Here is a 26,098-nt window from a genome sequence, read left to right on the forward strand (position 1 = left end):
CTCAGCGATGACCGTGTCCTGACGACATCGAGCCATCAGCGGCGCCATGCGATCCGTCCGACCGGCAGGAAGACGGCGACTCTCAGGCGGGGGGCGCCGGGAGCCGGAGCCGTTCCTCGTAGGAGCGCCGAATACGTTCGCTGGCCGCTTCGCCCGTCTCGAAGATGATCTCGCCGTCATCGGATGCGCGTTCGAAAAGCGGGCTGCGTCTCGCACGGTCCAGCGCTTCGCGCAGCTTCGCCTGAATCGGCTCGGAAACACCGGCGGGCACCAGCAGTGCCTGCCAATTGCCGTAGTCGAAATCGGTGAGCCCGATGTCGCCGAAGCTCGGGATTTCCGGCCAGACCTGCTGGCGGCGGCGGCCGACGCTGAGGAAGGGGCGCATCTGACCGGCGGCCACGTACTCGCGCACCAGCGAGATGTCGAACATCGCGAACTTCACCTCCCCCGAGAGCAGCGCGGTGAGACGCGGGCCGCCGCCCTGATAGACGACTTCCAACAGATCCAGCCCGTATTTCCGCTGGAGCGCATACGACGCCAGCGTGCCGGCCGCGCCGCCGCCGGAAGAGGCGTAGGGCACGGCCTGCCGGCTGGCCCGGACGGCGGCGAGGAATTCCTCGAAGGTCGTGATGCCGAGCGAGGGATGCGCCAGGAAAACGCCGGCGCTCTCGTGGAAGATGCCGATGGGGGCGAAGTCGCGGATCGGATCGAAGCGCAGGGCCGAAGGATTGGCCGCCGCATTGCCGATGAAGCCGATGTTGTTGTTGAGCAGCAGCGTGTAGCCGTCGGCCGGAGCGCGGCTGACATATTCCGTGCCGATGATCCCGCCGGCGCCGCCGCGGTTCTCCACCACGACCGGCTGGCCGAGTGCCTGCGCCAGGGCCTCGGCCAGCGGCCGGCCGTACTTGTCCACCTGCCCGCCCGGAGGCCATGGAATCACCGCCCGTAGCGGTCGGACCGGCCAAGCGGAGGCGCGGGCGGCCGATGGGCAGACGAGGCCCGAAAGCGGCAGGAGTGACAGCTGGCGGCGGGACAGCACGTGGCGGCGCATCAGAGTTCCTCAAATTTGGCGATCAATAACAATAAAGAACTTTTAATGATAGTGATTTATGCCCGGATGATCGGCGCTGCCTGTCTGGAGCCACGCTTTGGTGCCTTGCTCGCTGTGCATGGCTTGATGTCTGTTATAGCGATAAGAAATAGTGAATTATGAATTCCGCATATTAATCAGGAGCCTCACGTGTCTCTCTCGCCTCGAAGCAACTTCATCGCCGTCGCCGAGCTCGCCGCGGCGAAGCAGGCGGCCGTTCCGCTCATCCTGCTCGACCTGCGCTTCGATCCAGGGAAGGGCGCGCAGATCACGCGCTACCTGGATGGCCACATTCCCGGTGCGCTCTTCGTGGACCTGCCTCTGCAACTCGCCGATACCGCGGTGAAGGGGCGCGGCAGCAATCCTCTCCCGGATCTCGCTCAGCTGCAGGAAAGCGTACGCGCCTGGGGCATCGGCCCTCACAGCGACATCATCGTCTATGACGACACCTCGGGCGGCCCCGCCGGCCGCGCCTGGTGGGTGCTCCGCTGGGCAGGCCTCACGAATGTCCGCATCCTTGAGGGTGGGCTGGCGGCCTGGAAGCAAGCGCGCCTGCCGGTGGAGGTCGGTCCCTCTGCGCCGGTCGTGCCCGGGACCGCGACACTCAGCGCCGGCCACCTGCCGAAGATCGAGGCCGACGAGGTGCGGGATACGGCGCAGCGCGGCGTGCTGATCGACGCACGGCCCCGTACCGACTTCTCCGGAGAGGGCAAGGCACATATCCCCGGAGCCCGTAGCCTGCCGACTTCGGCGGTGATAGACGCCGCCGGCACGCCGCTGCCAGCCGAGCAGTTGCGCGCCGTGGCGGCGGAGCAGGGCATCGCGCTGGATGGTCCCGTCGCGGTGTATTGCGGCGGCGGGGTCGCGTCGACGCTGCTCATCGCTGCGCTGGACGAGATCGGCGTCGAGGCCGCGCTCTATCCCGGCGCCTGGTCGGAATGGATTTCCGACAAGTCGCGCCCCGTCGAGGCGTGACGCGAAGGGGGAGCCCTGCGGGCTCCCCACAGGATCAGGCCACAACGGCGCGATGCAGCAGCCGGTGCTGCGTGCCGAAATCGCCGACGCCGCGATGCTGCACCAGCCGGTTGTCCCAGATCAGCGCCGAGCCCTGCTCCCAGCGGAAGCGCGTCTGGATCTCCGGCGACTTGATCACGTCAAAGAGCAGGTTCAACACCGCCTGGCTCGCCACGGGCGTGAGACCGACGATCCGCGTCGCGTAGAGCTCGTTGACGAAGATCTGCTTCCGCCCCGTCTCCGGATGCGTCTTGATCACGGGGGTCTCGATCGGCGGGTTCTCGGCGCGCTTCTTCGCCAGCAGCTCCGGATCATGGCCGTAGGCGTAGGTCAGAAAGCCCTGGGCGTCGAAAGACTGCACGGCGGTCAGCGTCTCCAGCCAGGCGGCGAGAAGCGGGTCCAGGAGGTCATAGGCCGCTGCGGCATTGGCGAAGATAGTGTCGCCGCCATTGTCCGGCACCACCTCGCCGTAGAGCGCGGTGAAGCGCGTGGGCTCCGGCTGGAAGGCCTGGTCGATGTGCCAGATGTAGTTCGCGCGCGTCTTCTTGGTCTTGGAGTCGATGGTGTTCATCGCCTTGTTGACCTGCGACTTCGGCGTGTGCGGCGTGCCCATGTATTGCGGGTTGCCGAAGAGCCGGACGACGTCCACGAAATCCGCGGCGTCGAAGCTGCCGGGCGCGAAGACGAGGAAGCCGCGCGAGAGCAGCTGGTCGTAGAGGAACTGGCGCACGGCCGTGTCGCCCAGATGCGCAGTGCGGAAGCCTTCCACGCGCGCGCCGAGGATGGGGCTGTAGGGGATCAGCCGCACGTCGCCGACCTGCTCGGGCCCGCGCAGCCAGGGCGCGACATCGAGCACGCGCTGCGGATCGGCCAGCGGCGCGGCGGAAGGCTTGTCGGGGAGAATGGTCGAGGCACTCATGTCGGTGGTCCTTTCGTGGGAGGTGGTAGGAGGTTCAGCCCTTTCCGGCCTGCGGCCGCGCCACGAGCTTGGCGCCCGCATCGGGGCGCAGGCCCAGGCAGAAGGGAACGGCGGCGAGCGAGATCAGCCCGACCGCCAGGAAAGCGGTGGAGAAGTCGCCGAGCGTGGGCTCGGCATGGCCATGCAGCCGGATGGATGTGCTCAGGATGAGCGCGCCGACGGAGATGCCGATGGCCATCGATAGTTGCTGGAAGGTGTCGTGGAAGCTCGTCGCCGCGCTCATCTTCGGCGGCGGCACATCCGCATAGGCGAGCGTGCCGTAGACGTTGAACTGCAGCGAGCGGGCGAAGCCGCCGGTGATCAGCACGAGGTAGATCAGCAATTCGGGCCAGCCCGGCCGGAACAGCGCGCACGCCGCGAGGCTGATCGCGCAGAGCGTGCCGTTCCACACCACCACGTCCTTGAAGCCGAAGCGTGTCAGCACCTTCGCGCTCAGAGCCTTCATGGCGAGGCCGGCGGCGGCGGCCGAGAAGGTCATGAGGCCGCTCTTGGCCGGGCTCGCGCCGAGCCCGACCTGCAGCAGCGCGGGCAGGAGGAACGGCATGGCGCCGAAGCCGATGCGGAAGAGTGTGCCGGCGAGGATGGCGACGCCGAAGGTAGGGATGCGGAGCAGGCTCAGCTCCAGCACCGGCCAGCGATGCCCGCCCGCGTGGCGCAGGTAGAGCCAGACGCAGACGGGCACGACCGCAAGTGTCGCCGTCGTGACGAGGACGGGCATCTCGCCTGCGGCAGCGCCCTCCAGCCCCACGACCAGCGCCGAAAGGCCCAGTCCGCAAAGCGCCGTCCCGGCGAGATCCAGCCTGACCCTCTCGGGCGCGACGTGCTGCTCGGCATGGCGCGAGGCGAGGAGCAGCCCGATCACGCCGATGGGCAGGTTCACGTAGAAGATCCAGCGCCAGGAGGCGTAGGTGACGATGAGCCCGCCCAGCAGCGGCCCGAGCATGGGGCCGATCATGCCGGGGATCAGCACCCAGGCCATGGCGCGCACCATCTCGTGGCGCGGCGCGGCCCGCAGCAGCAGCAGGCGGCCCACCGGCAGCATCGCCGCGCCGCCGATCCCTTGGAGGAGGCGGAAGAGGATCAGAAGTTCCAGGTTGGGCGCCAGCGCGCAGAACAGCGAACCCAGCGTGAAGATCAGGATGGCGCCGCGGAAGACGGTGCGGCTGCCGAAGCGGTCGGCCAGCCGGCCGCTCAGGGGGATGAAGGTGCAGAGGCTGACGAGATAGGCGGTCAGCGCCAGGTTCATCCGCACCGGGCTGGTGTCGAATTCCAGCGCCATCTGCGGCAGGGCCGTCGCCAGGATGGTGGTATCCAGTTGCTCCATGAAGAAGGCGGCACCGACCAGCAGGGCCAGCGGGCGCCAGGATGGAGACCTGCTCACGCGGCCGTCTCCGTCGCGCGCGCGGCGAAGCGGTTCGCCGGGCGGGCGAGACCGAGATGCTCGCGCAGGCTTGTGCCTTCATAGTCGCGCCGGAAGAGGCCGCGTCGCTGCAGCTCCGGCACCACCTGGCCTACGAAATCGTCGAGCGCCGCGGGGAAGTGTGAGGGCAGGATATTGAAGCCGTCGGCCGCGCCGCCGGTGAACCATTCCTCCAGCGTGTCGGCGATCGTCTCCGGCGTGCCGCAGACGACCCAGTGGCCGCGCGCGGCGGCGGTGACATTGTAGAGGTCGCGCAGGGTCATTCCCTCGCGCCGCGCCCGCGCCAGCAGATTGCGCGCGAAGCCCTGCGTGCCCTCGGTGAAAGGCAGGTCGGGCACGGGGCCGTCGAGCGGATAGCCGGAGATGTCGTGCCCCAGCCGGATCGAGACGAGGTGCAGTGCGTTGGTAGGCGTCAGGAAGCCCTGCAGCCGGCCCAGCGTCTCGCGTGCCTCGGCGGTGCTGCGGCCGATGACGGGCATGACGCCCGGCAGGATCTTGAGACTGTCCGGGTGGCGGCCATGCGCGGCCATGCGCGCCTTGAGATCGCGATAGGCCTCGCGCGCCGTATCGAAATCCTGCACGGCCGCGAAGACGACCTCGGCCGTGCGCGACGCGAGCTCGCGCCCGGCGGCCGAACCGCCCGCCTGGATGATGACCGGATGACCCTGCGGGCTGCGCGTCATGCTCAGCGGGCCCTTCACCGAGAAGTGCTGCCCCTCGTGGTCGAGCGCATGGACGCGATCCGGATCGACGAAGACCCCCGTGACGGGATCGGCGACGAGCGCGCCATCTTCCCAGCCGTCCCAGAGGCCGCGCACCACATCCACGAATTCCTCCGCCAGCGCGTAGCGGTCGGCGTGCTCCGGGTGGTGGCCACGCGAGAAGTTGGCGGCGGCCGCCGCATTGGCTGTGGTGACGACGTTCCAGGCGGCCCGGCCGCCGCTCAGATGGTCGATCGAGGAGAAGGCGCGGGCAACGTGATAGGGCTCGCCATAGGTCGTGGAGACGGTGGCGCCGAGGCCGATACGGGAGGTGACGCCCGAGAGCGCGGTGATCAGCGTCAGCGGCTCGAAGCGCGCGACGTAGGAGGGATGGTCGCTGAGCGAGAGTGCCAGCCCGTCCGCCACGAAGAGCAGGTCGAACTTCCCGCGCTCCGCCGTGCGGGCGATATCCTGCAGCAGCGCGAGGTCCTGGTTGCTGCGCCCGGCGCCCGGCAGGCGCCAGCCGGCGGGGTGGTTGCCCGTGCCCATGACGAAGAGCCCCAGATGCATCCGGCGCGGCGTGGGGGCGTCTGTCATTCCGGCCGTATCCCGGCCTGCTGCACCCAGCCGCGCCATTCCTCCAGCAGATCGGCCAGGAAGGGATCGTCCGGGCTGCCCGCCCGCGCCTCGATGTTGAGGTTCAGGGATTCGAGAGCGTCGCGGCCGGCGCTTGTCCGAAGCGCCGCCACGACGGCGGTCGAAAGGCGCTCGATGACCGCCGCCGGGGTTCCGCGCGGCGCGACCAGGGCCTGCCAGGTGACCTCGTAGCAGCGGTAGCCGAGCTCGTGCAGCGTGGGCGCCTGCGGGAAGGCCGGCTCGCGCTCGCGCTTGGTGACGGCCAGCACGTTCAGCGGCGTGCTATTGAGGAACTGCAGGGCAGTCGGCACGTCGCAGAAGGCGGCCGAGATGCGGCCGGCGATGAAGTCCGGCATGGCCGGTGCCATGCCCCGGTACGGGACATGGCTGGCTTGGAAACCGGCCTGCCGGCTCAGCAGCTCGAAGGCGATCTGGTGGCCGGTCCCTTGCCCTGCGGAGGCATAGGCGATGCTGCCGGGATGCGCGCGTCCCGTGGCGACGAGTTCCTCGAGTGTCCTTGCCCCCGAGGGCGGCGTGATCAGTGCCATGCCGAAGTTCGACAGCGTCGCGACGAGCGAGAAGTCGCGTGGCGGATCGTAGCCGATCCCGGGATTGAGCAAGGGCCCGACCGCATGGGAGGCGGTGGTGGCGAGGTTCAGCGTGTAGCCGTCCGGTGCTGCCCGCTTCACGGCCAGCGCCGCGATGGCGCCGCCGGCGCCGGAGACGTTCTCGATCAGCACGGGCTGTCCGAGCGCGGGCTCGATGAGCGCGCCGAGGCGGCGCGCCACCAGGTCGATCGCGCCGCCCGGCTGGAAGCCGACGACGAGGCGGAGGGGGCGCTGGGGCCAGGCGGGCTGCGCCAGTGCAGGAGCTGCGAGCCCCAGCGTCGCGCCAAGGCCCAGGAGGCTGCGCCGGCCCAGCAATTCGCGGGAAGAGTGCATGTCTCGGCTCAGACGGCGTCCACGTCGGACGCAACGAGGAAGGAGCGCTCCGGCGCGCGCGGCAGGACGCCGGCCGCCACGGCCGCCGCGGTCTGGCGGTCGATCAGCTCCAGCAGCGGCTGGTCCCATTGCGTCGTGAAGGCGTCCGTGACGCGCTCGGGCAACAGGCGGAGCGCTTCCGTCTCGCGGTCCGGCACGCCGAGGGCGGCGCGATGCTCCGCCAGCAGCGCCGGCCGCTCGTGCACGGCACGGTTCGCGATGGTGAAGAGGCGGGCGATCCGCGTCGCGACCTCGCGGTTCTCCTCGACCCAGCTGCGCCGCGCGCAGAGGCCGACAAGGAAGGTCGGCAGCCGGGTATGGTTGATCTGCTGCCAGAGCTCGCCGAGATGGGCGATCTGCCGGGCGCCGCGCGCGACCAGCCGCGTAGCTGTCGGCTCGGGCACCAGCACCGCCTCCACGTCCCCGCGCTCGAACAGCGCGAGGTTGGCGGTGGCGGGGCCGAAGATGACCTCGACATCCTTCTTCAGCTCGATCCCGTTGGCGGCGGCGGCCACGCGCGCCAGCTTGTACTGCTCGCTGCCCTCGGCCTGGGTGGCGATGCGCTTGCCGATGAGGTCGCGCGGCTCGCGATAGGGGCTGTCGCCGCGCACGATCCAGCGGATGTGCAGGTTGGTCCCGGGCCCGAAGAGCACGAGATCCGCGCCGCGCGCGTTCAGATCCACCGTGCCGATCGCGCCGGAGAAGGCCACCTCCAGCGCGCCGCTGATGAGCTGGACCTGCATCTGCCCCGGATTGCCGCCGACCCATTGCAGGTCGAGCCCCTCGCGCGCGGCGGCGGGCAACGCCTCGATGATCGGGCGCTGGATCGCGCCCGCATTGCCGATCGCCGTATTGGCGATGCGCACGGTCTGCACCGCCGCGCGCGCCGGCCGCAGGCAGGGCGCCGCCAGGGCGAGACCGGCGGCGGCGAAAAGGGGGCGGCGGGCGAGGGACATGGAAAGGCTCCTGGCTGGACTTAGGTGAGGCGGGCCATGATCCGGCGATGGATCTCGAAGACCGCGGGATCCTCGGGGTCGCGCGGACGCGGAATGTCCACGTGGATCTCCTCCACGACCCGTGCGGGGCGGCCGCCCAGCACGATCACGCGGTCGGCCAGGAAGGCCGCCTCCTGCGTGTTGTGGGTGACGAGCAGGCCGGTCGGCGGATTGGCCTGCCACAGCTCCTGCAGCAGCAGGCGGAGGCGGCGCGCGGTGAGCGCGTCGACGGCGCTGAAGGGCTCGTCGAGCAGCACGATCTCGGGGTCGATGGAGAAGGCGCGGGCCAGCGCCACGCGCTGCCGCTGCCCGCCCGAGAGGCCGAGCGGGAAGGCGGCTTCGTAGCCGGAGAGGCCGACCTCCTGCAGCAGCTCGCGGCCGCGCTCGGGCGAAAGGCCGGCAGCCTCGGCGGCAAGCTCGACGTTGCGTGCCACCGTCAGCCAGTTCAGCAGGCGGGGCTGCTGGAACACCATGCCGAGGCGGCGCTTGGCGCCGGCCTCGATGCGGCCGGTATCGGTCTCTTCCAGCCCGGCTGCCATGTGCAGCAGCGTGGTCTTGCCGATGCCGGAAGGGCCGACCAGGGCCAGCAGCTCGCCCGGCTCGATGCGCAGATCGAAGTCGCGCAGGATGGTGGCCGCCGGGCGATCACCGATGCCCGGATAGGTCTTGCCGACGCCCTCGAAGAGGATGGAGGTGGCGCTCATGGCCGCGCCTCCCGCCGCCAGCGCGTGAGCCGGTTCTCCAGCCCCTGCATCACGCCGAACTCTATGGTGGCCATCACCACCCAGAAGATCAGCGTCCAGGCCAGCACGCCGGCCACGTTCTGCGCGCTGAACTCGGAGTTCAGCTGGTAGCCGACGCCGTCCGAGAGGCCGAAGAGCTCGACCAGCACGATCACCTTCCACGCGAGCGAGAAGGCGAGGCGCACGCCGCCCAGCAGGAAGGGCACGATGGAGGGCAGCAGGACGTAGCGGATGCGCGCCCAGCGCGAGAAGCGGAAGACCTGCGCCATCTCCGTCAGCTCCGCATCCACCGCGCGCAGCCCCTGGGAGATGGTCACCAGCAGCGGCGGCGCGATGCCCAGGATGATGGAGACCACTGGCGTCGCCAGCCCCACGCCGAACCAGATGACGCAGAGCAGCGCCCAGACCAGGCCGGGCACGGTCAGGCCGAGTACCACGGCCGGCTGGATGAAGGCGTTGAACAGCCGGCTGCGCGCCGCGGCGAGGCCGAGCAGCACGGCCACCGCGAAGCCCGCCACGCCGCCGAGGGCGATGCGCCAGAGGGTGATGGCCACCTGCTCCAGCGCCATGCCATCGGCCAGCAGGCGCGTGACCTCGCGCCCCACCTCAGCGAGGTCGGGGACGAGCGGGCTTTGCTTGAGGCGGGCCAGCACTTCCCAGGCCAGGGCCACGGCGATGCAGAAGAGGAGGCCGGGCAGCACGCGGCGCAGGCGCGCCGGCCATTCCCGGCGCAGGCGCAAGCGCTGTTCCCCCCGCGCGGGCGCGGGGAGGGCGACGGTATCGGTCGCGCTCATGGGGTGTTCCTTTCGATCGCCCTGCGGCGTGTCACGCCGCCGTCAGCGGAGTCTCGACGTAGAGCTTGCGGGACGGCGGCGCGGGCACGAGGCCAAGCCGGTGCGCGACCTCGATCTGCCGGTCGATGGAGGCGAAGACAGCCTCGTTCCAGACCGTGCCGTAGACGTCGGCGAGGCGGGAGGGCAGCAGGTCGATGGCCGCGCGCTCGTTCTCGCGGATGCCGTAGGCGGCGTGCAGCTCGGCCACGCGCTGCGGTTCGCTGCGCGTGAGGCGATTGGCCGCCGCGAAGATGCGCGCCAACTTCGTCGCGAGCTCGCGGTTCTGGTCCACCCAGCTACGCTGCGCGGCGAGGCCGACCAGGAAGGGCAGCTCTGTCTCGCCCGTCCCCTGCCGCCAGATGTCAGCCACGCGGCCGATCTCTCGCGCGCCCTGGCCGATCAACCGCGTGGCGGTCGGCTCCAGGGTGAGGATGCCCTCCACGTCGCCGCGCTCGAACAGCGCCTGGTTGGCGGCGGGCGGACCGAAGACGATGCTCATCTCCCGCCGGATATCGAGGCCGCCGACGGCCGAGGCGATGCGAGCGGCCTTGAAGGTCTCGCTCGTCTCGGCGGTGGAGGCGATGCGCTTGCCGATGAGGTCCTCGGGCTTCTGGTAGGGGCTGTCGGCGCGCACCAGCCAGCGGCCGTGGTTGTTCAGCCCAGGGCCGAAGACAACGATATCCGCGCCGCGCGCGGCGATCTCGACCAGGCCGAGCGCGCCATAGACGCTGACGTCGAGCGTGCCGGTGAGGAGCTGCACCTGCATCTGGCCGGGATTGGCGCCGACCCACTGGATGTCGACGCCGGCAAGCGTTTCGGCCGGCAGGGAGGCGATCAGCGGCCGCCAGATGGCGCCCGCGCTGCCCGCGCCGGGGAGGGTGACGCGCACGGCCGCCGGGGCCGCGCCGCGCGCGATGGCGGGCGCGGCAAGCAGGCCGGCGCCGAGCGCGAGCGCCCGGCGGCGTGTCGGGCGGAACTCAGGAAACGACAAGGCTGGCATGGGTATTCTTGCCCTCGGAATATCCCCGGTCGTGCATCCAGTTGTAGGCGGGCGTGAACAGCCCCTCCTCGTAGCGCTGTGCGTGCCGGTAGCGGATGAAATGGCCGTAGTTGGCGGCGAGCTCCCCGGGCGTCAGCGCGCCATCGGTCGCCTTGGTGAGGTGATGGGCATAGGTGCCGAAATCCGCATTGATCAGGTCGACGGCCTGGTCGAGCGCGCGGAAGAAGGCCTCGCGCTGGGCCTCGTTGAGATGCGGCGAGACGACCTCGGCTCCGCGGTAGAAGGAGAGGGCGACGATATGCGCGCCCTGCTTCAGGCCCAGCGAGATCCATGGCTCCATCACCGCGGCGGCGCGCACCTCGCCGTCGCGCAGCTTCCGGAGCCGGGTCTCCGGCGCGCCGATATGCTCGAGCTTCACGGCATCCTTGCCGATGGCGCCCTCGATCGTCTGCACAGTGACGAAATGCGAGCCGGTGAACTCGTTGATGCCAATGGGCACGCCGGCGAGGTCGCGAGGCGTCTGGATCGCGGGATCGAAGGCCAGGATGGCCTGGGCCGCGATGGCGGGGCGCAGCGCGGCGATCCGCCCCTGGCCCTCGCCGCGCTCCAGCCGGTCGATGCCACCCCATTCGCAGACGTTGTAGGCGTCCGCCTTCTGGTCCTCGAAGAGGGATTCCTTCTGGCGCTTCAGCACCTCGCGCTCGCTGGTGTCGTGGTCCGAATAGGCGGCGGCGAAGCGGACATCGAGGCCATTCGCGGCGAAGAGCCCCTTCTCCAGCGCGACCTGGATCGGCAGGTCGAAGACAGGCGGATTGGGCGAGATGCGGATAACGGTCGGCGAGGCGGACATGCGGCTCTCCTTGGAAACAGGCACCGAGGAGGGCGAAGCGCCATCCAACGGTTCATCATAGCTAAATCCAATAAAAGCTATGAACAATAGTGCAATTCGGGATTCACAAAATTATACCGCATATCTGACCCGCGGCGACCGGGATGCAGCGTGTCCCGCCCCGCTCAGTAGGGAAGCCAGAAGATCGCCCAGTCCTCCTCCGTCGTGTTCTCGCGCGGAAAGGTCAGCGTCAGCACGGCAGCGACGGCGCTGGCCCAGAGCAGCGCCAGCAGCGCACCAGCGAGGTCGGGATGGGTCGGGTCGACGAAATCCATGATCGGCTCCTCAGCTGGAATGTTCGGGTGCGACGGGTGCGGCGCGCTTCTCGACGAAGTCGCGCAGGCGGCCGGCAGTGCCGGCATCGGCCGCGGCATAGGCGGCGAGCAGGGACTCGAAGAACAGGCCGTCGTCATGCGAGAGGTCGGGCATGCGGGGCAGGCCGCTGGTGATCGCGTGGTTGGAAAGCGGCGCGTTTGCGGCGATCCCTTCGGCAAGCTGCCGTGCCCGGGCCAGCGCTTCGCCGCGGGGCGTCACGTACTGCACCAGGTTGAAGCGCTCGGCCTCGTCGGCGCGCAGCACGCGGCCGGTCAGCATGAGGTCGGTCATGCGCGCCGTGCCGAGCAGGCGCTGGATGCGAACCGACCCGCCGCCGCCCACGAAGATGCCGCGCTGCGCCTCGGGCAGGGCGAAGTAGGCGGTTTCGTCGGCGACGCGGATATGCGCGGCGGCGGCCAGCTCCAGCCCGCCGCCGATGACGGCGCCGCCCAGCGCGGCGACGAAGGGAATGGGCCCGCGCGCGATCCGGTCGAACGCCGCGTGCCAGCGGCGCGAACGCGGGCGCAGGCGGTCGGCCGTATCGCGCGTCCGCAGGGCTTCCGCGAGGTCCAGCCCGGCGGAGAAATGCTCGCCATGGCTGTGGAGGATCCCGACGCGCGCCTCTTCTCCCGCACGGGTGGCGGCCTCGCCGATCGCCGCGATCATCTCCTCGCTGAGCGCATTGCGCTTGTCGGCGCGGTCGAGGCCGATGAGGGCCACCGGGCCTTCCAGCGCGTAGGTGACATGGGCGCTCATGCGTCGATGGCCGCGCGGGCGCGCTCCGCGTCCTGCAACTCGCGCCAGAGGATCTTGCCGACGGCGGATTTCGGCAGCGCCTCCACGAACTCCACCTGGCGCGGCACCTTGTAGGCGGCCATGCGCGGGCGGGCCCATTCGATGAGCGCCTTCTCGTCGAGCTTTCCGGCGCGGCCAGGCTGCAGGGTGACGATGGCTTTCACCGTCTCCCCGCGCCGCGCGTCGGGCACGCCGATGACGCAGGCCTCGCGGATGTCGGGATGCTCGTAGAGCCGGGTCTCGACCTCGGCTGGCCAGACCTTGAAGCCGGCGGCATTGATCATCCGCTTCAGCCGGTCGGTCATGAAGAAGTAGCCTTCCTCGTCGACCAGGCCGATGTCGCCGCTACGGTACCAGCGCTTCCCGTCGAGCTCGACCAGCGCCTCGGCCGTCGCTTCGGGGCGGCCCCAGTAGCGGCGCAGGAGCTGCGGGCCGCTGATCAGGATCTCTCCCTGCTCGCCGGGCCCGCGCTCCTCGAGCGTGTCCGGGTCCACGATGCGCGCCTCGGTCTCGAAGAAGGGGATGCCGAGGCATTGCGCCTTGGGCCGCTCGATCGGGTTGAGGTGGGTGGTCGCCGCGGCCTCGGTCATCCCATAGGCCTCGATGAAAGGCAGGCCGGTCGCGTCGCGCAGGCGGCGCCACACCTCCTCCGGCATGGCGGCGCCGCCGGCGGTGACGCGGCGCAGCGTGCCGAGATCGCGCTCCGTGAGGTCGGGCTGCGTCAGCAGGTCGATGCAGGCGGTGGGCGCGATGGGCAGGTGCGTGACGCCGTAGCGCTCGATGAGCTGCAGCGCGAGGCGGGGATCCCAACGCGGCATCGGCAGGATGGTGCCGCCGGTGAGCACGGGCAGGTGCAGGCACTGGTTGAGGCCGGCCACCTGGTACATGGGCGGCAGGCCCAGCGTGACGGTCGAGGCCGTCTGCCCATGCCAGAGCGCGCAGCCGGCGGCGGTGTGCAGGAAGGTGCGGTGCGGGTGCTCGCAGCCCTTCGGCAGGCCGGTGGAGCCGGAGGTGTAGGGAAGCAGGGCGAGGTCGTCGGGAGTGGCTTCCGGGGCGGGAGCGCGGTGACCGGCCTCGATGATCCGGCGCCAGGGCGTGGCGCCCTCCACGGCGCGGGCGGGCTCGCGCAGCCAGTCCGGCAGGGCGTAGTCGGGATCCGCCGGCAGATAGTCGGCATAGGCAACACTTGCGACCCGCAGCGCGCCGTCCGGCGCGGATTCCCGCAGCACGGGCAGGAGTTCCTGCGCGACCACGGCTGCCCGGGCGCCGCTGTCGGCGAGGAAGTGACGCAGTTCCGAGGGCCTGGTCATGGGATTGACGGGCACCACGACGCAATCGGCGCGCAGTGCGCCGTAATAGGCGATCACGTTTTGCGGGCAGTTCTGCAGGAAGAGCAGCACGCGGTCGCCGCGCTCTAGCCCCGCATGCCGGCGCAGCCAGCCGGCGAAGGCCTCCACCTCCTCCTCGACCGTCCGCCAGTCGAGGTCGCGGCCGAAGAAGCCGATGGCGCGGTGGCTCGGATGACGGGCCGCGGTGACGTGGAGATTGAAAGCCAGCGTCGTTTCCAGCGGGGGAAGCCGGCGCGGGAGATGGGCGGGCCAATAGTGCTTCGGAAAGGACATCGACGCTCCGTCGGGACGGGCCGCCGGGGGGCGGCTGACGAGGAGGGGTTTAACCGACAGCCTCTGATTCCACAATGTGATGCGACAAAATTAAAAATCACCGTAGAATCGTGGTGTAAATTTTGGGGAATTGACATAAAGAACGTTAATTGATCGTTCAAAGGTGATCCATGGCCCTCTTCCGTCGCCCGCCTCCGTCGCAGGGCAGTGTGTCTCCTTGTGGTCGTCGCGCCGTGCTCGGCGCTGCCTCGCTTCTCGCCACGCCGGCACTGGTTCGTGCGGAAGCGGCCTGGCCGAGCCGCTCCATCCGCCTGGTGAGTGGCTTCCCAGCCGGTGGCGGCATCGACGTGCTGGCGCGCACGCTGGGCCGGCTGCTGCAGGGCCCGCTCGGCCAGCCCGTGGTGGTCGAGAACATCACGGGCGTCGGCGGCTCGCTGGGGGCGCTCGCCGTGAAGCGCGCGCCGGCCGATGGCTACAACTACTTCCTGGCTACCACCGCGACGCATGCCATCGGGCCCGTGCTCAATCCCGCCATCGGCTACGATCCGGTGAAGGATTTCGACCTTGTCGCGACGCTGTGCACCTTCGGCTTCGTTCTGCTGGCGCCGCCAACGGGCGTCACGAGCCTTGCGGGACTGGTCGAGGAGGCGCGGCGCGACCCTGCCAGCGTGACCTATGGGACAAGCGGCGTCGGCACGCCGCACCAGATCGCCTTCGAGCTTCTGCGCCAGCAGGGTGGCTTTCAGGCGACGCATGTCCCTTATCGCGGCATGTCGCATGCGATCCTGGACCTGACGGCCGGACGGCTCACGGCCATGTTCTGCGACATTCCGAGCGCCATCGCCCTCTCGCGGGGCTCGCCCGTCAACTTCCTCGCCGTGACGACCAACGAACGGCATCCGGCGCTGCCGGATACGCCGACCCTGAGGGAGCTGGGCATCTCCTGCTTCGACGTGACCTGGCAGGCCCTGGTGGCGCCCGCCGGGACCCCCGCGCCGATCCGGCGCCGGCTGGGCGACGAACTGCTCGCCGCGATCGGCACGGAGGAGGGCAAGCGGCGTATCGAGGAGCTGGGCCTCTCGGCCTCACCCCGCGTGGCGGCCGAGAACGACACCTTCCTAGCCGATCTCTACGGCGAGTGGGCCAACTGGGTGCGGCAGTCGCGGATCTCGGCGGCATAGCCATCTCCGGCAGGGAACGGCGGTGAATCGGGAGGTGATCCAGGCCGCCGGCATCCGCGTCAGCCGACACGGAGGCCCCGACTTCAGCGATGCGCCGAAGCGGCCTCGGGGTTGGGCGTCACGCCGATCGCGCTGTTGATGCGGTTGCTGAAGTTGAAATAGGCCGCGACAGCCGCGGCATCGAGGATCGCGAGCTCCGTCAGCCCGGCCTGGCGCAGCGCGTCCAGATCCTCCGGCTCGATCTCGCCGGGGCGGCGCGTGATCTTCAGCGCGTAGTCGGCCAGCGCCCGCTCGCGGGCGGGCAGGCCGGCATGGCGGTAGTTCACGATCAGGCGGTCCACCAAGACCGCATCGCCGGTGATCTCGCGCAGCGCGGCGGCATGACCGAAGACGCAGGGCTCGCAGCGGTTCTCGCTGCTGACGACGAGCGCGATCAGCTCGCGCTCGCGGCGCGACAGCGCGCTTTCGGGATCCTGCGTGGCGGCGCGGCTCAGGGCGTCCTGCCCGAGCACGAGGTTGGGACGGTGCAGGACCGCGAGCTGACCGTTGCGGACATAGCCAAGCTTCTCCTGGGTGCGGTCCAGCACAGCCTGGACCTCGGCCGGGGCCTTTGGCGGCGCGCCGAGCGCCAACCAGGAGATGGCGGCGCCGGGCGTTTCGGGATGGGGGCGATTGGACATGGCGGGTTCCTCTGCGGGGTTGGGCACGACCTCATTCCGGGCCTCGTGGAGATATTTTACATCATGAAATGTTAATTTACCAAAATCACGACGGAATCTGATTGGGGTTCCGATCAAGCTCTGAGGGTGTGGATCACTAGGAAAGACAATAAATTGATACAAAACAATATCTTAACTAACTATCTAAAAACACAATCCAAATTCGTGCTAAATTTGATTCTCCGGACAATGCGCCTAGCCTGGGTGCATGACCGACCTCCGTCCACGAACCGCCACCCGAAGGCGCTGTCGAAGCCGCTGAGCCTCGCCGCCCGCCGCCTGGCCTTCCGACGACCGGAGTCATCCCTTGTCCGCACCTGCTGCCCTTCCGTTGGCCGAACTCAACGGCCTGGCGCCCCCCGCGATCCTCGCCGCCCTCGCCGCGCGACATCCGGGACGGATCGCCATCCTGTCCTCCTTCGGCACGGAATCCGCTGTGCTGCTGCACATGGCCTCGCTGGTCGATCGCGACCTGCCCATCCTCTTCCTCGACACCGAGCGCCATTTTCCCGAGACCCTCGCGCATCGCGACACGCTGGCCGCGCGCCTCGGCCTGACGGGTCTGCGCGACCTCCGCCCCGATCCGGCGGAAGTCAGCCTGGAGGATCCGCTGGGCGGCCTCTGGTCATTCGCGCCGGATGATTGCTGCGCGCTGCGCAAGGTTCGACCGCTGGACCGCGCCCTGGCGGAGTTCGACGTGCTGGTCGACGGCCGCAAGCGCCACCACGGCGAGGACCGCAGCGCCCTGGCCATCCTGCGCGAGGAGGGGGGGCGCTGGCGCGCCTCGCCGCTCGCCGCTTGGAATGCGGCGGAGATCGAGGACTACCGCCGGCGCCACGAGCTGCCGGCCCACCCGCTCGCCGCCCACGGTTATGCCTCGGTCGGCTGCGCCACCTGCACCAGTCCCGTCGCCGCCGGGGAAGGGCCGCGCGCCGGACGATGGCGCGGTACCGCCAAGACCGAATGCGGCATCCACCGCCCTACCCCCACCCCACCTCAACCCGCCCCCGCAAAGAAGCTTCCAATGACCCCGCATCTCCGCGCCATGGACGACCTCGACGAGCTGGAGGCCGACAGCCTCTTCATTCTGCGCGAGGCCTATAGCCGGGTCCGACCTCTCGCCCTGCTCTGGTCCCTGGGCAAGGACAGCAACGTGCTGATCTGGCTTGCCCGCAAAGCCTTCCTCGGCCGCGTGCCCTTTCCGGTGATGCACCTCGATACCGGGCTCGAATTCCCCGAGGCCTATGCCTTTCGCGACCGCTATGCCCAGGAATGGGGCCTGGACCTCATCGCCGATCCCTGCCCGCCGCTGGAGGCCACCGATCCGACCCTGCCGCCGGCCAGCCGCGTCGCCGCGCGCAAGACGGAGGGGCTGCGCGCCGCCATACAGCGCTACGGGCTGAGCGGCCTCATCGCCGGCATCCGCCGCGACGAGCAGGCGACCCGCGCCAAGGAGCGCGTGGTTAGCCCGCGCGCCGAGGACGGCAACTGGGAGTTCCGTGACCAGCCGCCAGAATTCTGGGACCTCTACAATCTCGATCGCCCGCCCGGCGCGCATGTGCGCATCCACCCGCTGCTGCGTTGGACCGAGCTGGACGTCTGGCGCTACATCGCGCGCGAGAACATCCCGGTCTGCGAGCTCTATTTCGCGCGCAACGGCCGGCGCTTCCGTTCGCTGGGCGAGATCGGCATCACGCATCCCGTCGTCAGCGACGCCGCCGACATCCCCGCGATCCTGGCGGAGCTGCGCGTCACCACCGAGCCCGAACGCGGCGGCCGCAGCATGGACAACGAGACGGAGGACGCCTTCGAGCGCCTGCGCGTGGGCGGCTACCTGTGAGCGCCGCCGTCGACGCCGCACCCGCCCCAGCGGCACTCAGCGACACGGCGTTTCCGGTCGTGATCGTGGGCCATGTGGATCACGGCAAGTCCACGCTGGTCGGTCGTCTCCTGCACGACACCGGCGCCATCCCCGCCGCGCGCATTGCCGCGCTGCGCGAGCAGTCCTCGCGGCGGGGGTTGGACCTGGAATTCTCCTTCCTGCTGGACAGCCTGCAGATCGAGCGCGACCAGGGCATCACCGTGGATGCCGCGCAGGTCTGGTTCCGCGGCGCGCGGCGGCGCTACGCGGTGCTCGACGCGCCCGGCCATGCGGAATTCCTGCGCAACATGGTGACCGGCGCCGCCCAGGCCGAGGCGGCCGTGCTGGTGGTGGATGCCGAACAGGGCGTGGGCGAGCAGACACGCCGGCATCTCTACCTGCTCTCCATCCTGGGCGTGTCGAACATCGTCGTCGCGCTGAACAAGATGGACCGCGTGGACTGGAGTGAGGTGCGCTACGAGGCGTTGAAGGCCGAGCTGGCGACGTATCTAGATGCGCTAGATCTTGCGGCCAAGGAAGTAGTCCCGCTCTCCGCGCGGCACGGCGACAATGTCGTGGACCGCAGCGAGGCGGCGCCTTGGTATCGCGGCCCCGGCCTGATCGGCGCGCTGGATGCCCTGCCGCCGCGCCCGCGCCCGACCGAGCTGCCACTGCGCCTGCCGGTGCAGGACGTCTATCGCCTCGGGGACAAGCGCGTGCTGGTCGGCCGGATCGAGACGGGCCGGCTCGGCCTCGGCGAGGAGGTGATGCTAGCGCCCGGCGGCCGGACGGCGAAGGTGCTGAGCCTGGAGCATTGGGGCGGGGAGGGCCGCAGCACCGCAGGCGCGGGCGAGAGCGTGGCCGTGCTGCTGGACCGCGACGTCTTCGCCGAGCGTGGCCAGATCCTGGGCCCGGTCGCCGCCGCGCCCGGCGAGGCGCATGCGCTCACCGTCCGCCTCTTCTGGCTGGACGGCGAGCCGCTGCTGCAGGGCGAGCGGCTGACGCTGCGCCACGGCACCACGGAGACGCGCGCCGCGGTCGAGGCCATCGACGCCGTGATCGACGTGGACACGCTCACTTCCGTCCCGGCCGAGCGGCTGGAGCGCAACGGTGTGGCGCGTGCGCGGCTGCGCGCCCGCCGGCCGCTGGCGCTCGACACCTATGGGGCGAGCCCGCGCACAGGGCGGGGCGTGCTGGTGCGCAATCACCGTATCGTCGGCGGCTTCGTCGTCGAGGCGCTGGAGGCGGCGGGCAGCAATCTCACCGCGGTCGAAGCGCCGCTGACCCAGGAGGAGCGGGCGCAGGCGAACGGCCATCGCGGTGGCGTACTCTGGCTGACGGGCCTTTCGGGCTCGGGCAAGAGCACGCTCGCCACGCGCGCTGTGCGGGAGCTCGCGGGGCGCGGTATCCAGGCGACGCTGCTGGATGGCGACAACCTCCGGCGCGGGCTGAACCGCGACCTCGGCTTCCGCCCGGAGGATCGCGCGGAGAATGTCCGCCGCACGGCGGAGGCGGCGGCGCTCATCGCAGATGCGGGCCTGGTGGCGGTCGTGGCGCTCATCTCGCCGATGGCGGCGCACCGGGCCGAGGCTCGGCGCATCGCGGGCGACCGCTTCCGCGAGGTCTATCTCTCGGCCGACCTCGCGACCTGCGAGGCGCGCGATCCCAAGGGCCTTTATCGCCGCGCGCGGGAGGATCGACTGGCCGACTTCACCGGCATCTCCGCCCCCTACGAGGCGCCGCTCGATGCCGATCTCGTGCTCGATACGGCTGTTATCGACGAGGAGAGCTGCACGCGCCGTCTGGTCGCCCTGACCCTGAAGGCGTTCCGGCTGCATGGCGCGATGGCCAATGCGGATCATGCTGTTTGAATTGTAAAAATCATAATCTACATAATTCACTGTGAATCTGCTTGACTTATTGACGATGCAGATGCGTGATTGTCGTGCCGCGCGATCCCCGCGTGGCCACGAGCCCTGAGGGCGAGGACATGTTTGGCCGGGATCGTTTCCGCATCCGCCATCTCCGCATGATCTGCTCCGGCGCCTGTCGGGGCTGTCGCCGCGGCTGATCCGCCGCACCCCTCCTTTCCCGACCAACGACAAGCATCCGAACGCCGCTCCGTGCGGTGCAGGAGGATCACATGCGCCTTTCACACCCCATCACCGACGGGGGCTCGCTGATCGCCGTCGCGGCTCTTGGCGAAATGAGCTGGTTCCTGCTCGCCATCGATGCGCGGCTCGAGGAACTCGATCGAGCCAACTTCCCCAGCGTCGAGGCGGCCGAGCACGCCGCGCGCGGCTATCTCCGCCGCAACCATCCGGTGTCGAAGCCCTGGACGCCCTCCGAGGGAAAAAGCGCTGATGTCTCTTAAGCCGGAAACTCTGGCCCTTCACGCGGGCTGGCGCGCCGACCCCACCACCAAGGCGGTGGCGGTGCCGATCTACCAGACGAGTTCCTACCAGTTCGACGATACGGGCCACGCCTCGCGCCTCTTCGCGCTGGAGGAGCTGGGCAACGTCTATACCCGCATCGGCAATCCCACCACGGACGTGCTGGAGCAGCGCATCGCCGCGCTGGAGGGCGGCGCGGCGGCGCTGGCGGTGGGCTCGGGCCAGGCGGCCTCGGCCTTCGCCCTGCAGAATCTGGCGCGCGCCGGCGACAACATCGTCAGCAGCACCGACCTCTACGGTGGCACCTGGAACCTCTTCGCGCATACGCTGCGGGACCAGGGGATCGAGGTCCGCTTCGTGGATCCCGCCTATCCCGAGGCCTTCGTCCGCGCCTCGGACGAGCGCACCCGCGCCTGGTACGCCGAGACGCTGCCCAACCCCAAGCTGGAGGTCTTCCCCATCGCCGAGGTGGCGGCGCTCGGCCGTCCGCTGGGCATCCCGCTCATCGTGGACAATACGGCGGCGCCGTTGCTGGTCCGACCCTTCGAGCACGGCGCGGCGGTAGTGGTGCATTCGCTGACCAAGTTCATCGGCGGGCACGGCAACAGCATCGGCGGCATCATCGTCGATGGCGGCAACTTCGACTGGGCCGCGCATCCCCAGCGCCAACCCGCCCTGAACCTGCCCGACCCCTCCTATCACGGCGCGGTCTGGGTGGAGGCCGCGAAGCCGCTCGGCCCCGTCGCCTATGTGCTGAAGGCGCGCACCACGCTGCAGCGCGACCTCGGCGCCGCCTATTCGCCCTTCAACGCCTTCCTGACGCTGCAGGGTGTCGAGACGCTGCCGCTGCGCATCCGCGAGCACAGCCGCAATGCCGAGGCCGTGGCCGACTGGCTCGCCGGGCGGCCGGAGGTGGCGCGGGTGATCCATCCCAAGCACCTGAAGGGCGCAGCGGCGGAGCGGACCCGGAAGTATCTCACCAAGGGATTCGGCGGGCTTCTCGGCTTCGAGCTGGCCGGCGGGCGCGAGGCAGGGCAGCGCTTCATCGACGCGCTGAAGCTGCTCTACCACGTCGCCAATATCGGCGATGCGCGTAGTCTCGCCATCCATCCCGCCAGCACGACGCATTCCCAGCTGTCGCCGGAGGACCAGGTGCGGGCCGGAGTCTCGCCGGGCTATGTGCGGCTCTCGATCGGGATCGAGCATATCGACGACATCCTCGCGGATCTCTCGCAGGCGCTCGACGCGGCCTCGAGCACGCCGATGCGCGCGGCGGCCGAGTGATGGAGACCGCTCTTCGCCGCTTTGCCGCCAGCGAGGCGGGGGCCTTGGCCGCGCTGGCGCTGCGGAGCGTCGTGGTCATCGCCGCGACGCTGGGCCTCGCGGCACTGGCCGGACTGTCGCCGGGCTGAGCCGCCTTGCCGCGCTCCCGGCCTGTCGGGAGCGCGGCCCATCCATGGAGGGATCGAACATGACGTTGAATGCAGCGGAACTGAAGGCGCTCCCCGCCGTCATCGCGGAGATGAACTATCTCGCGGCGATTCCGGGCCGACCGCGCAGCTACGCGTACGAACCGCCCGCCGGCGAGCCGCGCACCAACGTGCGTCCCGACCCGCACCGCGTGACGGTCCGCAATGCGCGTGCGGCGAACGGCATCTCCCTGGACGTCACCGGCTTCGGCCTTGTCGAGCACGAGACCGCTGTCACGGATTTCAGCGACGAGCAGCAGATCCGCGAGATCTACTATCCTGAGAGCGAGGCGCTGATCCGCAAGGCGACCGGCGCGGACCGTGTCTTCATCTTCGACCATACGCTGCGCCGCCGCGTTCCCGGCCAGGAAGACTATCGCGACGGGCCGCGCCAGCCGGCCACGCGCGTGCATGTCGACCACACGGACCGTTCCGGCCCCCAGCGCGTTCGCGACCTGCTGCCGGACGAGGCGGAGGAGCTTCTGAAAGGCCGGGTTCAGGTCATCAACCTGTGGCGGCCGATCCGCGGCCCGGTGCTCGATTCACCACTGGCCTTTGCCGATGCGCGAACGGTTCCCTTTCGCGACTACGTGCCATCCGATCTCGTTTATCCCAACCGCGTCGGCGAGACCTACAACGTCCGTTTCAATCCCGCGCATAAATGGTTCTACGTCCCGCAGTTGCGGACGGACGAGGCGCTGCTGATCAAGTGCTACGACAGCAAGGATGACGGCCGCGCGCGCTTCGTGCCCCATACCGCTTTCACCGATCCCACGGCGCCGGCGGACGCTCCGCCGCGCGAGAGCATCGAGCTGCGAACCTTCGTCTTTCACCGCGAATGATGGCGGAGGCCGTGAAACGCTCCCCTCCCGTATCGGGCGAGATCGCCGGGATGAAGCCTCGCCCTGATCGGCGTGCCGAGCTTCTCATCCTCGATTTGGGACGGCGTGGTGGCGCCGATCGGACGCCGCCGGCGCTGCAGGCTCGCATCGCTGAACAGATCCGCCTGGCCTTCGCCGAGGAGGAGCTGCAGCGCCGCTACAATGAAATGGGCGCCGAATGGGGCACGCCGTTCGAAGCGGCGTTCGGCGATTTCCTGCAGGCCGAGCGGCGGAAGTGGTCCGCCGTGGTGTCGCATTTGGGCGGCGGGCAATTGACTCAGTGACCGGCCGCCATCCCCTCCGACACGCCACGCTGATCGGAACAGCCATGACCTTGCAACGGCGCACTGCCGCACTGGCCGCACTTTCCGTGCTCGCCAGCCCTTCCATCCTCAGGGCGCAGGGCGCGCGATCTATCCGCGTGGTCGTGCCTTTCCCACCGGGCGGGGGCGTCGACGTCTTCGCCCGGCCGTTCTCCGCTGCGCTCTCCACGGTGCTGGGCCAGCCGGTGGTGGTGGAGAATATCGGCGGCGCCTCATCGCGCCTCGGGAACGCGGCGGTGGCGCGCGCGCCGGGCGACGGGCTGACGCTGCTGGTAACCAACGACACGCTGGCGGCCGTCGAGGCGCTTCCCATCGCGGGCTCGCCGCCCGCGCTGCCGCAGCTGGTGCCGGTGCTGCGTGCCGCGGCCTCCCCGCACATCATCGTCACCGGCGCGCGGTCCGACATCGCCGACATCGCGGGCTATGTGGCCAGGCTACGGGACCCGGCGCGGTGGCCGAACCATGCGGTGCCGGGCCTGAGCACGGCGCACCACTTCGCCAGCGCGCTGCTCTGGCAGGCCGTGGGCGGCCAGGCGGAGGTGGTGCCCTACCGCGGTGGCGGGCCGATCATCGCGGAGCTGATCTCGGGCACGGTGGATGCCGCGCTGCTGACGCTCAGCACCGCCATCGCCCAGGTTCAGGCGGGGCAGCTGCGCGGCCTGGCGGTCACCTCCGCCACCAGGGCCGCCGCCGTACCGGATGTGCCGACGATCGCCGAGACCGTCTCCCCTGGCTTCGAGGTGACGACCTGGATGGGCGTGCTGGCCCCGGGCGCAACCCCGCCCGAGACGGTGGCGCGGCTGCACCAGGCCGGGCAGGTGGCACTGCGCGACCCCGCGCTGCGCGACCGCCTCGCCGCGGTAGGATTCGACCCGCTGGCCGAGAGCCAGGAGGCCTTCGCCGCGCTGCTGCGCGCCACGGTGGAGCGCTTCGCGGTGGTGGCACATGAGGCCGGCATCCGGGGAGATGCGAGCTGAGCTGGCGGCCCCTAGCGCATGCAGGCTGAGGTTCTGTCAGACCGGGTGCGGCTTTGGCGAGCACGGCGGCGCGGTGCGACTGACCCGAGTGCTCGTTGGTGACCGACCAGAACTGGCGAATGTCAGTTTAGCTGGAGCTGTCGCGGAAGCGGCCTTCCCGCCGCGATCTGCACCTTGGCTACGGGTGAGGCCGCGAGATCGGATCAGCCGTATGCCCCGTGTCGGGTACGGTGGCTTTCGCTGAGTTCGGTTGTTCCCAGTTGGGGTGAGAGTTGCCGATGGGATCGATCTTGCGGATCAGCTCAATGAGCAACCGGAGTGCTGTGGGAACTTGACGACGACCGGAATAGTAGGCGTGAAACCCGCCCCCCATGGACGCCCAGTCGCGTAGGACCACCCGTAAGGCGCCACGTTCCAAATGAGGACGGAGGATCGGTTCGGCCGCGTAGATGATGCCGACGCCGCTGAGCCCGAGGCCCAATGAGGCATGGCTCTCATCGACGGTCAGCGGCCCAGGCGCTGCAATCGCAACCGCTTCCCCGCCGCGTTCGAACTCCCACTGGTACAGCTGGTCGTTGCCTAGCCGGATGCGGATGCAGCGATGCTGTTCCAATTCCTGGGGGGCGGTGGGCGTCCCGAAGCGCTCAAGGTAGGCCGGCGATGCCGCGGCGACCCAACGGATATCTGGCGAAAGCCTCTGCGCGATCATGTCGGCCGGCACGGTTCCTCCGTACCGGATACCGGCGTCAAAGCCGCCGGCGATGACGTCGACCAAGCGGTTACTGACGCTGATGTCCACCTCGACCTCCGGATAGCGCTCCACGAAGATCGGCATGACAGGTTCCAGTAGGAGCGGGACCGCATCCCCAAGAACATTGATCCGCACACGTCCGGCGGGCGCATCGCGGAAGCGGTTGAGGTTGTCTGCAGCCTGGCTCACCGCCTCCAGCGGCCCTTCTATCGACGCCCGAAGTTCTTCCCCGGCTGCCGTGAGGGTCACGCTGCGCGTGGTCCTGTTCAACAGTCGCACGCCGAGCCGAGCCTCCAGCGCCGAGATGGCGTGGCTCAAGGCCGAGGCCGTCACTCCCATTTCCAGCGCTGCGCGCCGGAAGCTGCCATGCTTCGCAATAGCGAGGAAATAGGCGAAATCGGCAAGGTCCGCCCGGCTTACCTGCATGTCTCCATCTACCACACTGTTGAGCGAGACTTATTAGTTTGTTGAGTGCGAGGGCGCTAATTCAGGGCAGTTCGACGGACTAGGTTGGAGCCATGTCGCTCGCTGATGAGGCGACCGGCTTCAAAGTCGGCCGCCTTGGGGTTTCGAAGATCTTGCGCCGTGTCGGGGCTCGGTTCGAAACCGGCGGTGAGCCGAACTGAAAGGGCCGTCGAATGATTCTCCAAGAGGCATTCACCCTCGCCAACGGGGTGAGCATTCCAAAATTGGGGCTTGGCACCTGGCGCGTTCCCGACGCCGACGCCGCACGAACCGTGCGCGATGCAATCAAGATCGGCTATCGGCACATCGACACTGCCCAGGCTTACGAGAACGAGCGCGGCGTGGGCGAAGGCCTTCGCGCCAGCGGCGTGCCACGCGACCAGCTCTTCGTGACCACGAAGCTCGCTGCCGAATGCAAGACCTATGCAGAGGCCACGCAGCTGATCGACCGGTCGCTGCGGACGCTCGGGTTAGCCCATATCGATCTGATGTTGGTCCACAGTCCGCAGCCGTGGGCGGAATTCAGGGAGGGCGAGCATTTCTTCGAGGGCAACCTCGAGGCCTGGCGCGCGCTCGAACACGCCTACGAGGCGGGCAAGCTCCGCGCGATCGGGGTCTCCAATTTCGAGCGAGAGGACCTCGACAACCTGATCGACAACGGCAGCGTCGCGCCGATGGTCAATCAGATCCTCGCGCACGTGGGCAATACGCCCTTCGATCTGATCGACTATGCGCGGTCGAAAGGCATTCTGGTCGAGGCCTACTCGCCTGTGGCCCATGGTGCGCTGCTGAACAACGAAGACGTGGTCGGCCTCGCCGAAAAGTATGGCGTCGGCGTTGCGCAGCTCGGCATCCGGTACTGCCTCCAGCTCGGGCTGCTTCCCCTGCCGAAGACCTCCAACGCCGAGCACATGAAGACCAATGCAGCCTTGGACTTCCTAATCTCGGACGCGGACATGGAAGCCCTCAGAAAGACGAGCGGCGCGACGGATTACGGCGCGGCGAGCGCCTTTCCGGTCTTCGCCAAGAAGCGGCAGATCGACAACGCAGGACAGGAAGACTGAGC

26 protein-coding genes and 1 pseudogene are annotated in these 26,098 nt (G+C 69.3%); 12 read left to right on the plus strand and 15 right to left on the minus strand.

Going from position 1 to position 26,098, the window contains the following annotated elements:
• Window positions 1-82: 82 nt before the first annotated feature.
• Window positions 83-1,051, minus strand: coding sequence for a Bug family tripartite tricarboxylate transporter substrate binding protein (locus WJM96_RS14240; protein WP_424813180.1), 969 nt, complete (start codon window positions 1,049-1,051; stop codon window positions 83-85).
• Window positions 1,052-1,240: 189 nt separating this feature from the next.
• Between WJM96_RS14240 and WJM96_RS14245 the strand changes: the two genes are divergently transcribed.
• Window positions 1,241-2,065: a sulfurtransferase gene (locus WJM96_RS14245; protein WP_424813181.1), complete on the plus strand. Its 825-nt coding sequence runs from the start codon at window positions 1,241-1,243 to the stop codon at window positions 2,063-2,065.
• 34 nt (window positions 2,066-2,099) lie between these two features.
• On the opposite strand, the gene WJM96_RS14250 is transcribed toward WJM96_RS14245, so the two are convergent.
• From WJM96_RS14250 to WJM96_RS14305, 12 genes are all read right to left on the minus strand, one after another.
• Window positions 2,100-3,023, minus strand: a complete 924-nt coding sequence (locus tag WJM96_RS14250; protein ID WP_424813182.1) for a TauD/TfdA dioxygenase family protein — start codon at window positions 3,021-3,023, stop codon at window positions 2,100-2,102.
• Between the two features lie 34 nt (window positions 3,024-3,057).
• A complete protein-coding gene (locus WJM96_RS14255) occupies window positions 3,058-4,464 on the minus strand; it encodes an MFS transporter (RefSeq protein ID WP_424813183.1) in 1,407 nt (468 codons plus the stop codon).
• Entirely contained in the window at window positions 4,461-5,801 is a 1,341-nt protein-coding gene (locus WJM96_RS14260) for an LLM class flavin-dependent oxidoreductase (protein ID WP_424813184.1), read from the minus strand. Before WJM96_RS14260 ends, WJM96_RS14255 begins: the two co-directional genes overlap by 4 nt.
• Window positions 5,798-6,781 (minus strand): Bug family tripartite tricarboxylate transporter substrate binding protein, encoded by a 984-nt coding sequence (locus WJM96_RS14265; protein WP_424813185.1) that lies wholly within the window; start codon window positions 6,779-6,781, stop codon window positions 5,798-5,800. The genes WJM96_RS14260 and WJM96_RS14265 overlap by 4 nt, the downstream gene beginning before the upstream one ends.
• An 8-nt stretch (window positions 6,782-6,789) precedes the next feature.
• Window positions 6,790-7,776, minus strand: a complete 987-nt coding sequence (locus WJM96_RS14270) for an ABC transporter substrate-binding protein (protein ID WP_424813186.1) — start codon at window positions 7,774-7,776, stop codon at window positions 6,790-6,792.
• A 20-nt stretch (window positions 7,777-7,796) separates the two neighbouring features.
• On the minus strand, window positions 7,797-8,519 hold the full coding sequence (locus tag WJM96_RS14275; protein ID WP_424813187.1) for an ABC transporter ATP-binding protein: 723 nt from the start codon (window positions 8,517-8,519) through the stop codon (window positions 7,797-7,799).
• Window positions 8,516-9,352 carry an ABC transporter permease gene (locus WJM96_RS14280; protein ID WP_424813188.1) on the minus strand — a complete coding sequence of 279 codons (837 nt, stop codon included), beginning with the start codon at window positions 9,350-9,352 and terminating at the stop codon, window positions 8,516-8,518. The genes WJM96_RS14275 and WJM96_RS14280 overlap by 4 nt, the downstream gene beginning before the upstream one ends.
• A gap of 31 nt (window positions 9,353-9,383) precedes the next feature.
• On the minus strand, window positions 9,384-10,391 hold the full coding sequence (locus WJM96_RS14285; protein ID WP_424813189.1) for an ABC transporter substrate-binding protein: 1,008 nt from the start codon (window positions 10,389-10,391) through the stop codon (window positions 9,384-9,386).
• A complete protein-coding gene (locus WJM96_RS14290; protein WP_424813190.1) occupies window positions 10,369-11,241 on the minus strand; it encodes an ABC transporter substrate-binding protein in 873 nt (290 codons plus the stop codon). Before WJM96_RS14290 ends, WJM96_RS14285 begins: the two co-directional genes overlap by 23 nt.
• A 164-nt stretch (window positions 11,242-11,405) precedes the next feature.
• A complete protein-coding gene (locus WJM96_RS14295; RefSeq protein WP_424813191.1) occupies window positions 11,406-11,555 on the minus strand; it encodes a hypothetical protein in 150 nt (49 codons plus the stop codon).
• 10 nt (window positions 11,556-11,565) lie between these two features.
• Window positions 11,566-12,351: a crotonase/enoyl-CoA hydratase family protein gene (locus WJM96_RS14300; protein ID WP_424813192.1), complete on the minus strand. Its 786-nt coding sequence runs from the start codon at window positions 12,349-12,351 to the stop codon at window positions 11,566-11,568.
• Window positions 12,348-14,012: a long-chain-fatty-acid--CoA ligase gene (locus tag WJM96_RS14305; protein ID WP_424813193.1), complete on the minus strand. Its 1,665-nt coding sequence runs from the start codon at window positions 14,010-14,012 to the stop codon at window positions 12,348-12,350. Before WJM96_RS14305 ends, WJM96_RS14300 begins: the two co-directional genes overlap by 4 nt.
• 233 nt (window positions 14,013-14,245) lie before the next feature.
• Here WJM96_RS14305 and WJM96_RS14310 point away from each other — a divergent pair, with 233 nt between their 5' ends.
• Window positions 14,246-15,193, plus strand: coding sequence for a Bug family tripartite tricarboxylate transporter substrate binding protein (locus tag WJM96_RS14310; RefSeq protein ID WP_424813194.1), 948 nt, complete (start codon window positions 14,246-14,248; stop codon window positions 15,191-15,193).
• Window positions 15,194-15,276: 83 nt separating this feature from the next.
• Here the strand turns inward: WJM96_RS14310 and WJM96_RS14315 are convergent, their stop codons facing one another.
• Window positions 15,277-15,873, minus strand: a complete 597-nt coding sequence (locus WJM96_RS14315) for a peroxidase-related enzyme (RefSeq protein WP_424813195.1) — start codon at window positions 15,871-15,873, stop codon at window positions 15,277-15,279.
• Window positions 15,874-16,243: 370 nt separating this feature from the next.
• Between WJM96_RS14315 and WJM96_RS14320 the strand changes: the two are divergent.
• From WJM96_RS14320 to WJM96_RS14360, 9 genes and pseudogenes are all read left to right on the plus strand, one after another.
• A pseudogene (locus tag WJM96_RS14320) lies at window positions 16,244-16,882 on the plus strand (phosphoadenylyl-sulfate reductase); the annotation flags it as partial.
• A 75-nt stretch (window positions 16,883-16,957) separates the two neighbouring features.
• Window positions 16,958-17,752, plus strand: coding sequence for a sulfate adenylyltransferase subunit CysD (cysD, locus tag WJM96_RS14325; RefSeq protein ID WP_424813599.1), 795 nt, complete (start codon window positions 16,958-16,960; stop codon window positions 17,750-17,752).
• Complete coding sequence (gene cysC / locus WJM96_RS14330; RefSeq protein WP_424813196.1) at window positions 17,749-19,644, plus strand: adenylyl-sulfate kinase; 1,896 nt, start codon at window positions 17,749-17,751, stop codon at window positions 19,642-19,644. Before cysD ends, cysC begins: the two co-directional genes overlap by 4 nt.
• Before the next feature lie 272 nt (window positions 19,645-19,916).
• Window positions 19,917-20,147 carry a hypothetical protein gene (locus WJM96_RS14335; protein WP_424813197.1) on the plus strand — a complete coding sequence of 77 codons (231 nt, stop codon included), beginning with the start codon at window positions 19,917-19,919 and terminating at the stop codon, window positions 20,145-20,147.
• A complete protein-coding gene (locus WJM96_RS14340; protein ID WP_424813198.1) occupies window positions 20,137-21,450 on the plus strand; it encodes an O-acetylhomoserine aminocarboxypropyltransferase/cysteine synthase family protein in 1,314 nt (437 codons plus the stop codon). The genes WJM96_RS14335 and WJM96_RS14340 overlap by 11 nt, the downstream gene beginning before the upstream one ends.
• Entirely contained in the window at window positions 21,450-21,578 is a 129-nt protein-coding gene (locus tag WJM96_RS14345; protein ID WP_424813199.1) for a hypothetical protein, read from the plus strand. The genes WJM96_RS14340 and WJM96_RS14345 overlap by 1 nt, the downstream gene beginning before the upstream one ends.
• Window positions 21,579-21,637: 59 nt before the next feature.
• The gene (locus WJM96_RS14350) at window positions 21,638-22,477 is read left to right on the plus strand and encodes a CmcJ/NvfI family oxidoreductase (RefSeq protein ID WP_424813200.1); all 840 of its coding nucleotides are present in this window, start codon (window positions 21,638-21,640) and stop codon (window positions 22,475-22,477) included.
• Complete coding sequence (locus WJM96_RS14355; protein ID WP_424813201.1) at window positions 22,474-22,800, plus strand: hypothetical protein; 327 nt, start codon at window positions 22,474-22,476, stop codon at window positions 22,798-22,800. The genes WJM96_RS14350 and WJM96_RS14355 overlap by 4 nt, the downstream gene beginning before the upstream one ends.
• Before the next feature lie 86 nt (window positions 22,801-22,886).
• The gene (locus tag WJM96_RS14360) at window positions 22,887-23,816 is read left to right on the plus strand and encodes a Bug family tripartite tricarboxylate transporter substrate binding protein (RefSeq protein ID WP_424813202.1); all 930 of its coding nucleotides are present in this window, start codon (window positions 22,887-22,889) and stop codon (window positions 23,814-23,816) included.
• Between the two features lie 178 nt (window positions 23,817-23,994).
• Here the strand turns inward: WJM96_RS14360 and WJM96_RS14365 are convergent, their stop codons facing one another.
• Window positions 23,995-24,993, minus strand: a complete 999-nt coding sequence (locus WJM96_RS14365; RefSeq protein ID WP_424813203.1) for a LysR family transcriptional regulator — start codon at window positions 24,991-24,993, stop codon at window positions 23,995-23,997.
• 212 nt (window positions 24,994-25,205) lie between these two features.
• On the opposite strand from WJM96_RS14365, the gene WJM96_RS14370 reads away from it, so the two are divergent.
• Window positions 25,206-26,096: an aldo/keto reductase gene (locus WJM96_RS14370; RefSeq protein ID WP_424813204.1), complete on the plus strand. Its 891-nt coding sequence runs from the start codon at window positions 25,206-25,208 to the stop codon at window positions 26,094-26,096.
• The last annotated feature ends 2 nt before the right edge of the window (window positions 26,097-26,098 follow it).

Origin of the sequence: Roseococcus sp. YIM B11640 (assembly GCF_049727625.1) — a bacterium.
GTDB lineage: Bacteria > Pseudomonadota > Alphaproteobacteria > Acetobacterales > Acetobacteraceae > Roseococcus.